At 72.9% G+C, this 12603-nt stretch carries 12 protein-coding genes and 1 pseudogene; 12 read left to right on the top strand and 1 reads right to left on the bottom strand.

What is annotated here, in order from left to right:
• From JN22_RS14770 to JN22_RS14720, 12 genes and pseudogenes are all read left to right on the top strand, one after another.
• Positions 1–212 (top strand): autotransporter-associated beta strand repeat-containing protein (locus JN22_RS14770; protein ID WP_223677718.1); only part of this gene is annotated, 212 nt, incomplete at its 5' end.
• Positions 202–594, top strand: a complete 393-nt coding sequence (locus tag JN22_RS35225; RefSeq protein ID WP_085554603.1) for an autotransporter-associated beta strand repeat-containing protein — start codon at positions 202–204, stop codon at positions 592–594. The genes JN22_RS14770 and JN22_RS35225, both read left to right, overlap by 11 nt.
• Positions 595–596: 2 nt before the next feature.
• Positions 597–830 (top strand): hypothetical protein, encoded by a 234-nt coding sequence (locus JN22_RS14760; protein ID WP_085554602.1) that lies wholly within the window; start codon positions 597–599, stop codon positions 828–830.
• Between the two features lie 87 nt (positions 831–917).
• Complete coding sequence (locus JN22_RS14755) at positions 918–1085, top strand: hypothetical protein (protein WP_223677717.1); 168 nt, start codon at positions 918–920, stop codon at positions 1083–1085.
• 365 nt (positions 1086–1450) lie between these two features.
• Positions 1451–1609: a hypothetical protein gene (locus JN22_RS14750; protein WP_223677716.1), complete on the top strand. Its 159-nt coding sequence runs from the start codon at positions 1451–1453 to the stop codon at positions 1607–1609.
• A 241-nt stretch (positions 1610–1850) separates the two neighbouring features.
• Entirely contained in the window at positions 1851–2801 is a 951-nt protein-coding gene (locus JN22_RS14745; RefSeq protein WP_085554601.1) for an Ig-like domain-containing protein, read from the top strand.
• Between the two features lie 115 nt (positions 2802–2916).
• Positions 2917–2973 (top strand): annotated as a pseudogene (locus tag JN22_RS34910) (hypothetical protein); the annotation flags it as partial.
• 48 nt (positions 2974–3021) lie between these two features.
• Positions 3022–4338 (top strand): hypothetical protein, encoded by a 1317-nt coding sequence (locus JN22_RS14740; protein ID WP_143268302.1) that lies wholly within the window; start codon positions 3022–3024, stop codon positions 4336–4338.
• 76 nt (positions 4339–4414) lie between these two features.
• On the top strand, positions 4415–6427 hold the full coding sequence (locus JN22_RS14735; RefSeq protein WP_085553647.1) for a TolC family protein: 2013 nt from the start codon (positions 4415–4417) through the stop codon (positions 6425–6427).
• A complete protein-coding gene (locus tag JN22_RS14730) occupies positions 6424–7224 on the top strand; it encodes an efflux RND transporter periplasmic adaptor subunit (RefSeq protein WP_223677646.1) in 801 nt (266 codons plus the stop codon). Before JN22_RS14735 ends, JN22_RS14730 begins: the two co-directional genes overlap by 4 nt.
• A gap of 37 nt (positions 7225–7261) precedes the next feature.
• Positions 7262–8650: an efflux RND transporter periplasmic adaptor subunit gene (locus JN22_RS14725; protein ID WP_085553645.1), complete on the top strand. Its 1389-nt coding sequence runs from the start codon at positions 7262–7264 to the stop codon at positions 8648–8650.
• Positions 8651–8678: 28 nt separating this feature from the next.
• The gene (locus JN22_RS14720) at positions 8679–10874 is read left to right on the top strand and encodes an HlyD family efflux transporter periplasmic adaptor subunit (RefSeq protein WP_085553644.1); all 2196 of its coding nucleotides are present in this window, start codon (positions 8679–8681) and stop codon (positions 10872–10874) included.
• 72 nt (positions 10875–10946) lie between these two features.
• On the opposite strand, the gene JN22_RS14715 is transcribed toward JN22_RS14720, so the two are convergent.
• Complete coding sequence (locus JN22_RS14715; RefSeq protein WP_223677715.1) at positions 10947–12578, bottom strand: sensor histidine kinase; 1632 nt, start codon at positions 12576–12578, stop codon at positions 10947–10949.
• Positions 12579–12603 lie beyond the last annotated feature (25 nt).

Below are 12603 nucleotides of genomic sequence, written 5' to 3'. Positions count from 1 at the left end.
GGGCCGGCGCTGTGGTGCTCAACGCGGTCCTGACCACGGTGGACAACGCGAGCAACGAGGTCTCCGGCGTGATCTCGGGCAGCGGCAGCCTGATCACGGAGGGCACCGGAACGCTGACCCTGTCGGGCGCCAACACCTACACCGGCGCCACGACCGTGCAAGGCGGAACGCTGGTCGTGGCGGGCGACGGCAACCTGGGCGGTGGCACGTGACGCTGAACGCGGCACGCTGACCGTGACCGGAGCCGGGGTGATCGACAATGGCATCGGCATCGATGCCAACGGCGCCACCAAAACCTCCGCCGCCGTCACCCTGTCGGGCGTGATCTCCGGCAACAACCTGACCAAGACCGGCAGCGGAACGCTGACCCTGTCGGGCGCCAACACCTACACCGGCAGCACCACGGTGTCGGCGGGCACGCTGCTCCTCACCGGCAGCCTCGGCAACGGGGCCGTGTCGGTGGCGTCCGGCGCGACCCTGGGCGGCACCGGAACCATCGGGCGGCAGCGTGACCGTAGACGGGGGGCGACCCTGGCGCCGGGCGTCGCGGGAAGCAAAACGGCATCGGCACGCTGCTCATCGGCGGCAACCTGACGATGAACGGAATCCTGGCGATCGAGCTGGCCGGCGCATCCAGCTACGACAAGGTCAGCGTCTCCGGCACCGTCACGATCAACGGCGGCAGCAGCGGCACCACCGGCAACAACTTCATCAGCGTCACCCGCGTGAACGGCTACGCGGCGACCAACACCACCTACGCGGTGATCAACAACACCGGCTCCAGCCCCATCAGCACAACCTTCCCCAGCCTCGCCGAGGCGGCACCCTGACCACCAACGGCGACCTCTACACGGTCAGCTACGCGGCGGGCACGGGTTCCGACGATCTGGTTCTGACGGCGGTGGGTCAACCCCACCGTGACGTCGGTGTCGGCGACGACCGCCGACGGCACCTACAAGGCGGGCGACACGGTGACGATCACCGTCACCTTCAACCGGGCGGTGACCGTGACCGGATCGCCGACCCTGAGCCTCGGCACCGGGCGGACGGCGACCTACACCGGCGGTTCGGCGGCACGACTCTGAGCTTCACCTACACCGTCCAGGCCGGCGACAGTTCCGCCGACCTGGATTACGCCTCGACCACCGCGCTGTCGCTGAACGCGGCGCATCGTCGACGGCACCACCAGCATGGCCGCCACCCACGCTGGCGCGCCAGGGCGGCCGCTGGCGGCGCGGGCACCGCACCGGCGGTCAACGGGGTGGTGGATCTCGGCCGACCGCCGGCCTACGACGCGCGCGCACGGTTCCGGCCGGCCTTCCGACCCGCGCGCCCCGGCTGACGTGCGGGGGCGAGCGACGCGGCGGGGGCGCGCGCTGACGGGCGCGGACGGCTCGGCGCCGCCCCCCGCCGCGGCGCGGCGACGAGCGCCCGCCCGTCCTCCGCCGCGGTGTCCTCCTCGACCGCCGACGGCACCTACGGCACCGGCGACACCATCACCATCCAGGTCAGCTTCTCGGAAGCGGTGACGGTGTCGGGCACGCCGACGCTGACGCTCAACACCGGCGCGTCGCGACCTACAGCGGCGGCTCCGGCGGCAGCGTGCTGACCTTCACCTACGTGGTGCAGGCCGGCGACACCACCGCCGACCTCGACGCCGGCGGCCTCGCCCTGAACGGCGGCGTCATCACCGACACCACGGGCAACCCCGCCACCCTGGCCTGCCGGGCGGGGGCGCCTCGCTCGCCGGCGGCAAGGCCATCGTCATCGACACCACCCCGCCCAGCGTCGTCGGCGTCAGCGTCCCGGCCGACGGGGCCTACACCGTCGGCAAGACGCTGAGCGTTACCGTGCAGCTCAGCGAGGCGGTCATCGTCAACGGCACGCCGACCATCCTGCTCGACATCGGCGGCGTCCAGCGCGTGGCGGTCTACAACCCGGCCGGCAGCAGTGGAACGGCGCTGCGCTTCGACTATGTGGTGCAGGCCGGCGACAACGACGCCGACGGCATCACCGTCAAGGAACTGGCGCTGAACGGCGCCAGCATCACCGACGCCGCCAGGCTGGCGCTGCCCGCGACCCTGGGCGGCATCCCCGGCACCCAGGGCGTGCTGGTCGACACGCTGGCGCCGGACGCCCCGTCGGTTCCGGTCCTCGCCGCCGGGCAGGACAGCGGCAGCTCGGCCACCGATGGGCTGACCAACGTCAACCGGCCGACCATCGGCGGCACCGCCGAGCCGGGCTCCACCGTCACCGTGATGATCGACGGCGTCGCCCGCGGCACCACGACGGCCGGCCCCGGCGGGGCGTGGAGCTTCACCGTCACCGACCCGCTGACCGACGGCGCCCACTCGATCACCACCACGGCGACCGATCGGGCCGGCAACGTCAGCCCCGCCTCACCGGCGCTGGCGCTGGTCATCGACGCCACGCCGCCGGTGCTCTCGACGCCGTCGCTCGCCCCCGGCTCCGACAGCGGGGTTTCGGCGACCGACCGCATCACCGGCGTGACGCGCCCGACCCTGACCGGAAGCGCCGAGCCCAACAGCAGCGTCCGCGTCATCCTCGACGGGGTGGTGGTCGGCACGGCGACGGCGGGGCCCGACGGGCGCTGGAGCTTCACCGTCGCCGACGCGCTGGCCGACGGCGACCACAGCGTGGCGACCGAAGCGACGGATGCGGCCGGCAACACCGGACGGTCGGCCAGCCAGACCTTCACGATCCGCAGCACGGCGCCCGGCGCTCCCTCGGCTCCGACGCTCGCCTCCGCGACAGCGGCGCCTCGGCCAGCGACGGGCTGACCAGCACGACCCGGCCGGTGCTGACCGGCACCGCCCCGCCCAACGGCACGGTGACCGTCTATGTCGACGGCACGGCGGTCGGCACCGCGCGGACCGACGGGGCGGGGTCTGGAGCCTGACCCTGAACAACCCGCTGACCGACGGCGCCCACCGGATAGAGGTCAGCGCCGCCGACGCGGCCGGCAACGTCGGTACCCAGCGGTCCGAGGCGCTGGTGCTGATGATCGACACGCAGGCCCCGACCGTGGCGGCGGGTGGCGCGGCGCCACGCCTGACCGCCGGCGGGACGGCGGCGGTCGGCGCCGGAATTTCGCTGTCCGACGCCAACACGCTGGACCGGGTGGTGATCAGCCTGACCAACGCGCAGGCCGGCGACGAGCTGGTGATCGGCGCGCTGCCGGGCGGCATCACGGCGAGCAGGGACGGCAACCGGATCGTGCTGTCGGGCGTCGCCTCGGCGGCGGACTACCAAGCGGCGGTGCGGGCGATCGGGCTGCGGTCGAGCGCCACCGACCCCAGCTTCGGCGGCACGGCGACGAGCCGGTCGATCACAGTGTCGGCGCGCGATGCAGCCGGCAACGAAAGCGGGGCGGCGACGGTGTCGGTCAACGTTCCCGCCACCGCGGTGCCGCCCACCGCCTCCGGCGGCGACACCGGTGACCACGATCTCCGGCAACGGCCCCTCGACCAACACCTCCTCCAGCTCCGGCTCCACCGGCAGCGGCTCCACCGCGCTGCCGAGCCTGCCCGGCGGAAACGGCGCAACCAGCGGGAGCGGCCCGATGATGGGATCCTCCGGCACCGACGCCGGCCGCTCGGTGACGCTGGCAGCGTCGGCGGCTCGTCGGCCAGCACCGACGCCGGCCGCTCGGTGACGTTGGGCAGCGTCGGCGGCTCGTCGGCCAGCACCGACGCCGGCCGCTCGGTGACGTTGGGCAGCGTCGGCGGCCAGAACAGCGACGGCTCCAGCAGCAGCTCCAGCGGCCTGTCGGGCGGCAGCGGCAGCACCGGCTCCAGCGGCGGCAGCCCGCTGACCGGCGGCTTGGGTGGCGGGTTCGGTGGCAGCTTGGGCAGCGGTCTGGGAGGTGTGATCGGCGGGGTGCAGAGTCCATTCTCCGGATCGATCGGCCCACGCACCGGAATCCAGCCCACGGCCGGCACACCGCAGAACGGCAACGTCCAGGGGCCGGGGGCCAACAGCCAGCGCACCGTCCCCAATCCTGGCAACGCCCCGGCCGGCGACGGCCAGAACCGGGAGCCGCAAAGCCAGCCCCAGGACCTGCCGCCGCAGGATCAGCAGCCGCAGGGCCAGCCCGAGGGGCAAGGCGAAGGCGGCGCCGAGGCACCGGGCGGAGCGGCACCCCAGGACACGGGAAGCGACGGCAAGCCGGCCGACCGGGCCGACGCGGCGCCGGCCGGCCGGGTGGCGCCGGGCTTCGCCCAGCAGGTCGCCCGCGCCCATGGCGGTCCGGCCGGGGCATCGGCCCTGCTCGCCGCCCTCGTCAACCACACCCTGCCCGGCAGCCGCGCCGCCTGACGGCGGCACGGCTCCGGCCCTCCTTTCCGAACGCTCCCGCCCAGCCTCTCCAACGCAAAACGGATCCAACCGTCCCATGAAGATTTCGCCCGCCCGCCTCCGCCGCCGCCCGCTTTCTTCGGCCTTTCCGCTCGTCGCGCTGTCCGCCTCGCTGCTCGCCGCCGGCTGCGCGGTGTCGCCGGAACCGCTGACGGCCGAGGACAATCTGGCGCGCGTGCGCAAGGATCTCAGCGTCGTGTTCGCCCCGCAGGAGCCGGTGACCAGGGCGATCTCCATGCACGAGGCGATGGCGCGGGCCATCAAGTACAACCTCGACGAACGCGTGAAGATCATGGAGACGGCGGTCGCCAGCCAGCAGCTCGACCTGTCGCACTACGACATGCTGCCGCGCGTCGTGGCTTCGGCCGGCTATGTCGGGCGCAACAACGATAGCGGTTCCGAGAGCCTGAACCTCGCCACCGGCCGGCGCACCGGCGAGAGCACCACGGCGGTCGACAAGCACCGCCGGGTCGGCGATCTCGGCTTCACCTGGAACGTGCTGGATTTCGGCGTCAGCTACCTGCGGGCGCGGCAGAACGCCAACCTCGTGCTGATCGCCGACGAGCGCCGCCGCCGCGTCGTCCAGGGCATCCTCCAGGACGTGCGCACCGCCTACTGGCGGGCGGTGGCGGCCGAACGGATGCTGGAGCGCATCGCCCCGCTGGAGGCGCGGATCGAAGGAGCCCGGCGCGACGCCCGCACGCTGGAGGCGCTGCGCGTCCAGGCACCGTTGCAGGCGCTGGGCTACACCCGTTCGCTGGTCGAGACGCTGCGCCAGTTGCAGTCGCTGCGGCGCGAGCTGGTCGCGGCCAAGTCGCAGCTCGGCGCCCTGATGGGGCTGCCGCCGGGCGAGCCCTTCGAGGTCGAACTGCCGGCCAAGGACGGCACCAAGGCGCCGCCCAGGCTGGAGATCCCGGTGGAGGCGCTGGAGACCTACGCGCTGCTGAACCGGCCGGAGCTGCTTGAGGAGAGCTACAACCAGCGCATCTCGGCCGACGAGACGTGGCGGTCGATGCTGAAGCTGCTGCCGGGGGTGGAGCTGAACGCGGCGCTGCGCTACGACAGCAACAGCTTCCTGCTGAACCAGCGCTGGGCCGATTACGGCGCGCGGGTGAGCTGGAACCTGATCAACCTCGTCTCCGCCCCCGGCACGCTGTCCTACGCCAACGCGCAGGAGGAGCTGGTGACCTTCCGCCGGCAGGCGCTGAGCATGGCGGTGCTGAGCCAGGTGCGGGTGGCGATGCTGCAATTCAGGGAGCTGAACCAGGAATTCGGACTGACCGCCGAGCAGGCCGATCTCGACACGCGCATCCGCACCCAGTACGCCAACGTCGGCACCGCCGGGCAGATCGGCGAGCTGGGGGTGATCCAGGCCGAGGTGACGGCGCTGCTGTCGGACCTGCGGCGCGATCTGGTCTACGCCGACCTGCACAACGCCTACGCCCGTGTGATGGTGTCGGCCGGTGTCGATCCACTGCCCGAAACGGTGCCCTCGGCCGATCTGGCGACGCTGACCCGGGCGGTCGACCAGGGGCTCGGCTCCTGGCAGGAACGCGCCAACAGCGCGCTGCGCGTCAAGGACCTCGCCAAGGGAGCCGATCCCAAGGCCGAAGCCGCCAAGCCCGAACCGGCGAAGCCGGAGACGGCCGCCACCCCGCCGGTCGCCGAAGCGAAACCCGCGCCGGTCATGATCGCCCCGATCGCCAGCGGACCGGCCAGCGGGCCGTCGAGGACCGCTCCGGCCGTCGCCGCCGCCTTCTCCCCCGTCATCCAGGTGGAACTCGGGGCCTACACAAGCCACAGGCTGGCGCAGCGCGATTGGGATACACTCGCCAAACGGTTGGGTTCGGCGGCCGACGGCAAGGGGGCGTTGTTCGTCACCACCAGCCGCAGCGCCGGCGGCCGGCCGATCGTCCAGTTGCGCGTCGGCGGCTTCGCCGACCACGCCGACGCCGAGCGCTTTTGCCAGGATGTGAAGGGTAAGCAGCAGGGATGCACCGTCCGAACCGTCTCCGCCATGCAAGGCGCCCCGGCCGTGGCCGCCTCGTGATCCGTCCCGTCGCGGCCGCCGTCGCCGCGGCGCTCGCCGCCACGCTGCCCGGCTGGTCCGGCGGCGCGGCACTGGCCCAGGACGCCGCCCAGGGGCAGGTCCGCGCGCTGGTCGAGGCCAAGCGGCACGCCGTGCTGTCGGCCGAAATCCCCGGCCGCATCGCCCGGCTGGGCGTCGAGGCCGGGCAGGGCTTCAAGGCCGGCGAGGTGCTGATCGCCTTCGACTGCGCCAGCTATCAGGCCGAGCTGGATGCCGCCCGTGCCCAGCTGAACGCTGCGGAGGTGACGGCGCGGGTCAACCGCAAGCTCAACAGCCTGCGCTCGATCGGCGAGGCCGAGGTCCAGCTTGCCGAGGCCAAGGCGCAGGTCGCCCGCGCCGACGTCCGCAAATACGAAGTCCAGGCCAAGCGCTGCGAGATCCGCGCGCCCTTCGACGGGCGAGCGGTCGAGCGGCGCATCCAGGAGCACGAGTCGGTTCCGGCCGGGGCGCCGCTGCTGGAAATCCTGTCCGACCGCGACCTCAAGGTGGAGCTGATCGTGCCGTCGTCCTGGCTGGTCTGGCTGAAGCCGGGCCAGCGCTTCGACCTGCGGGTGGACGAGACCGGGGCGTCGCTGCCCGGCGAGGTGGTGCAGCCCGGCGCCAAGGTCGATCCGGCCAGCCAATCGGTGAAGGTCACCGCCCGGCTGCTCGGCGACAGCGGCCCCGCCACCGGTCTGACGGCCGGGATGAGCGGCACTGCGGTCTTCCCGCTTCAGGCGCTGTCCGCCCTGCCTGCCAAGCCGGCCGCCACCCCGTGAGCCTCGCCCCCATGAGTTTGGTCCCCATGAGGCCGGCATGGGCGTGCCGGGCATGAGCGGCGCCGGCCCGTCCGCCGCCAACCCGGTCAACGGCCTGCTGCTTCTGCTGGAGCTGCAACGGCAGGCGTGGCGGCTGACGGCGGCGGCGGAGTTGCGCTACCACATCGTCAACCAGACCCGCCGGCTGATCGCCTACCGGCAGGCCGCCTTCCTGACCCTGCCCCCGACCCTGCCTGCGTCCGGACGCGGCCGGCCGGCGCTGGAGGCGGTGTCGAACATCGCGGTGCTGGAGCCGAACGCCCCCTTCGCCCGCTGGCTGGAGGACGCCGCCCGTGCCGTCGCCGCCGGGCCGGAGGGTGGGACCATCCACGTCGTCGATCCCGCCGCGCTGCCCCCGCCCGTGCGCGGCGCCTGGGGCGAGTGGGGACCGGCCCAGGCGCTGTGGTGCCCGCTGGCGGGGCCGGACGGCGTGCCGCGCGCCGGCCTGTGGCTCGGCCGCGACGAGCCGTGGACCGATGGCGAACTGCTGCTGCTTGGGCATCTGGCGGAGGGTTACGGCCATGCCTGGTGGGCGCTCGCCGGCAAGCGGGCGCCCAAGCCGGGCCGGCGGCGCGCGATGCTGCCGCTGCTGGCGCTGGCGCTGGTCTGCGGGGTGCTCGCGCTGCCGGTGCCGATGTCGACCCTGGCGCCGGCCGAGATCCGCGCCAGCGACCCGGTGATCGTCGCCGCCCCGCTGGACGGGGTGATCGAACGCTTCCACGTCCAGCCCAACGAGGCGGTGGCAGCCGGCCAGCCGTTGTTCAGCTTCGACGCCACCGTGCTGCGCAGCCGGCACGAGGTCGCCGCCAAGGGCCTGAGCCAGGCCGAGGCGGAGTTGCTGACCGCCTCCCAGGCCGCCTTCGCCGACCCGCAGACCAAGGCGCGCGTCGGCCAGCTCCGCGCCCAGGTCGAACTGCGCCGCGCCGAGCTGGGGCTGGCCCGCGACCTGCTCGACCGGGTGACGGTGCGGGCGGAGCGCGCCGGGCTCGCCGTCTTCACCGACACCAACGACTGGCTCGGCAAGCCGGTGGCGGTCGGCGAACGGGTGCTGACACTGGCCGACCCGCAGGCGCCGGAGATCGACATCCAGGTGGCGGTCGGCGACGCGCTGGTGCTGGAGGAGGGGTCGAGGGTCGAGCTGTTCCTGAACGTCGATCCGCTGCGCCCGCTGCGCGCCCGGCTGACCCACGCCAGCTACGAGGCCGGCCTCTCGGCGGCGGGGGTGCTGTCCTACCGGGTCAAGGCGGCGCTGGAGGCCGACCCCGGCCAGCCGCCGCCCCGCATCGGCCTGCGCGGCACCGCCAAGATCCTGGGCGAGCGGGTGCCGCTGGCCCTCTACCTGTTCCGCCGCCCGCTCGCCCTGCTGCGCCAGACGCTGGGCATCTGAGCGCGCGACCGCCCGAAAGGACGCCGCCTTGTCCATCGCCCTCACCGGCAGCGCCGCTGCTCCTTCGCCCGGCCGCAACCCGCCGGACAAAGTCCGGCTGCCGGCGCTGCGCGACGACCTGGCGCTGCTGCCGGCCCCCGCCGGGCTGGACGGGGCGCCGGGCTGGACCATCCACGACCCGGTGCGCAACCGCTACTTCCGCATCGGCCCGCAGGCCTTCGCGCTGATCGCACACTGGCATCTCGGCGCGCCGCGCGCCATCGCCGCGGCGGTGGCGGCGGAAAGCCTGTTCGAGGCGACCGACGACGACGTGATGGGCTTCTACCAGTTCCTCGCCGCCAACAACCTCACCGTCACCGCCGACACCGCCTATCTGGCGCGGCAGGCGGCGGCGCGCGAAACCGGCTGGATCTGGTGGCTGATCCACAACTACCTGTTCTTCCGCGTTCCCCTGTTGCGGCCCGACCGTTTCCTGTCGGCGACGGTCGGCTGGGTGGCGCCCTTCTACAGCCGGACGTGGCTGACGATCGTCCTGCTGGCCGGGGTGGCCGGGCTGCTGCTGGCGGCGCGGCAGTGGGACGCCTTCCTCCACACCTTCCAGCATTTCTTCAGTCCGGAGGGGCTGGCGCTCTATGGCGTCACGCTGATAAGCACCAAGATCCTCCACGAGCTTGGCCACGCCTACACCGCCAAGCGCTTCGGCTGCCGGGTGCCGACCATGGGGGTGGCCTTCCTGGTGATGTGGCCGGTGCTCTACACCGACACCACCGACGCCTGGAGGCTGGTGTCCCGGCGCCAGCGGCTGGCGGTGGGGGCCGCCGGCATGCTGACCGAGCTGACCATCGCCGTCTTCGCCACGCTGGCCTGGAGCTTCCTGCCCGACGGGCCGCTGCGCAGCGCCGCCTATTTCCTGGCGACGGTCAGCTGGGTCACCACGCTGGCGATCAACCTCAGCCCCTTCATGCGCTTCGACGGCTATTACCTGCTGTCCGACGCGCTCGACGTGCCGAACCTACAGGACCGCGCCTTCGCGCTCGCCCGCTGGAGGCTGCGGGAATGGCTGTTCGGCCTGGGCGAGCCGGCACCGGAGCAGATGCCGCCGCGCCTGCGCACCACGCTGCTGGTCTATGCCTACGTCACCTGGGTCTACCGGCTGGTGCTGTTCCTCGGCATCGCCCTGCTGGTCTACCACGTCGCCATCAAGGTTTTGGGGATCCTGCTGTTCGCCATCGAGATCGGCTGGTTCGTCGCTCGCCCCCTGTTCGCCGAGTTCCGGGCGTGGTGGGGGCTGCGCGACCGTTTCCGCGCCAACGGCCGCACGCTGCTGACGCTGCTCGGGCTGTCCGGCGCGGTCGGGCTGGCGGTGCTGCCGGTGACGACGACGGTGTCGGTGCCGGTGGTGTGGCGGTCCTCCGGCTTCGCGACGATCTACGCCCCCTTCCCCGCCAGGCTGGAGGAGACGCTGGTCAGGCCAGGCCAGACCGTGGCCGAGGGCGAACTGCTGTTCCGCCTGTCCGCCCCCGACCTGGACGGCAAGCTCCGGCAGGCGACCCTGCGCATCGACTGGATGCAGGACCAGATCGCGCGGCTGTCGTCGAGCCGCGAGCAGCTCGACCGGCTGCGGGCGATGGAGGAGGATCTGGCGGCGGCCCTGGCCGAACGGCAGGGCCTGCTCGACAGCCGGACCCGGCTGGAGGTGCGGGCGCCATTGTCCGGCACGGTGACCGACCTGGAGGACGCCCTGTTGCCCGGCCGCTGGCTGAGTCCGAAGCTGCCGCTGGCCACGGTGGTGTCGCCGGGGGCGGGCGAACTGGTCGGCTATGTCGGCGAGGGCGACTTCGACCGGCTGCAACCGGGGGCGGCGGCGCGCTTTCATCCCGACGACCCGCTGCGGGCGCGGATCGGCGCGCGGGTGCGGGCGGTCGATCCGGTCAGCGTGGCGGTGCTGGACGTGCCGGCCCTCGCCTCGCTGCATGGCGGGCCGGTGGCGGTGGAGGGGCAGGCCGGTCCGGCGGGACCGGGAGCCGTCTCCAGCCGCGCGGCGCTCACCCCCGTGGAGGCGGTTTACCGCATCGCCTTCGACGTCGAGAGCGGCGGCGACGCGGCGAAGGGGCCGCCGCGCGTCACCCGCGGCGTCGCCCGTGTCGAGGGCGAGGCCCGCAGCCTCGCCGAACGCTTCTGGCGCGCCGCCGCCGCCGTCCTCATCCGTGAAACCGGGTTCTGACCGCCGCACGGAACCGCCTTGCGGAGCGGCGGAAGCGGCGGCGCCGTTCACCGCGCGGCCCGGCCCGTGGGTTCAGGTCGCGAACTCCAGCGTGATCTGGCTGCCCTGGCCGGGGCGGCTGTCGATCCGCATCTGGCCGCCATGCGCCTCGATCAGCGACTTGACGATCGACAGGCCGAGCCCGGTCCCCTGCCCCGGACGGGTGGTCAGGGCCGATGCCTGGCCGAAGGGCACCACCGCCTGGCGCAACTGCTCCGCCGTCATGCCGACGCCGGTGTCGGTGATGCGCAGGACGCAGCGCCCGCTCACCCCGCGCCCGATGGCGATGTGGATGCGGCCGCCCTCCGGCGTGAACTTCACGGCGTTGCTCAGCAGATTCAACAGCATCTGCTTCAGCGCGCGCTCGTCGGCGACGACCGGGGGGATCGCCGGCGGGCGGCTGATCTCCATGCGGATGAGCTTCGGCTCGGCCTGGGGGGTCACGATGCGGACCGCCCATTCGACGGCGGCGACCGGATCGACCGGCTCCAGATGCAGCTCCATCCGGCCGGCCTGCAACCGCGACAGGTCGAGAATGTCGTCGATCAGCGTCAGCAGATGCCGGCCGGAGGCGTGGATGTCCTTGGCGTAGTCAGCGTAGCGCGGCAACGCCTGCGGCCCCAGCATCTGGTCCTTGATGACCTCGGAGAAGCCGAGGATGGCGTTGAGCGGAGTCCGCAGCTCGTGGCTGACACGGGCCAGGAAGTCGCGGTTGACCGCCAGCGCCGCCTCCAGCCGCTCGGCGTTGCGGTGCTGGACCAGCAGGAAGCCGGCGACGGTCACGATGGACAGGCTGAGCAGCGCCGCGATCGCCTGCATGTGGCGGCGCAGGCCAGCGACGGCCGTCTCCATGTCGACCAGCGCCGCCCCCACGGCGATGACCAGCGGATAGCCCTGGACCTGCCGGTAGGCGTAGGCGCGGCGCTGGCCGTCGGCGAGGCTGGTCTGCCAATAGACGCCGATCGGCGCCGCGCTCATCGCCGCCCACATTCCCGACCGGCTGATGGACAGGCCGACTCCGTCGTTCCCCCCCTGCTTGACCCCGCGCGCGCGGATGACATGATCGAGCCCGACCAGCGACACCACCCCTTGCGGGCCGATGTCGGCCTGCCGGTAGAAGTCGGACAGATAGTCGGGATCGACGTTGGCCGAGACGACCCCGGCGAAGCGGCCATCGGCGTCGTCGATCCGGCGGGTGAAGCGCAGCAGCGGCCGCCCGGTTTCCGACCCGGCATAAGGCAGGCCGACGCGCATCAGCGAGCGGCCCACCCCCTGGTGGAAGGGAAGGATGGCCTCGTCGTCCAGCACCTCGCCCCGCCCGTGCCCGGCGCTGCGGAAGACCATGGCGCCGGTGCGGTCGAAGACGCTGAAGTGATGGATCAGGTTGAGGTCGTACAGCCCCTCGTCGACGATCCGCCGCGCCTGCGCGAGGCCACCCTCGGCGTATTTCGCGACGAAGTTCTTCAGCGTGATGTCGATCTCGTGCAGGGTGCGGCCGGTGCTGCTCTCATAGGCGCGGGCGGTGGTTTCGGCCCCGGCGATGGCGTCGCGCTTCTGGCTCTCGAACAGCGCGTCGGCCATCTGGAAATAGCCGACCCACACCACCGCCAGCGCGATGGCCGCCGCCAACGGCACGCCCAGCCGGAAGGGCACCGGGTTCCTCACGCCGTACGCTCCACCGTTCCATGCC

Origin of the sequence: Azospirillum agricola (genome assembly GCF_020005195.1) — a bacterium.
GTDB classification, from domain to species: Bacteria; Pseudomonadota; Alphaproteobacteria; order Azospirillales; family Azospirillaceae; genus Azospirillum; species Azospirillum agricola.
Note: the sequence above shows the minus strand (reverse complement) of the source record. Positions and strands in the feature narration are given on the sequence as shown.

Coding starts and splice junctions, on each gene's coding strand:
- JN22_RS14760 (WP_085554602.1), top strand. CDS start 597: ATGAACGGAATCCTGGCGATCGAGCTGGCCGGCGCATCCAGCTACGAC.
- JN22_RS14740 (WP_143268302.1), top strand. CDS start 3,022: ATGATCGACACGCAGGCCCCGACCGTGGCGGCGGGTGGCGCGGCGCCA.
- JN22_RS14735 (WP_085553647.1), top strand. CDS start 4,415: ATGAAGATTTCGCCCGCCCGCCTCCGCCGCCGCCCGCTTTCTTCGGCC.
- JN22_RS14725 (WP_085553645.1), top strand. CDS start 7,262: ATGGGCGTGCCGGGCATGAGCGGCGCCGGCCCGTCCGCCGCCAACCCG.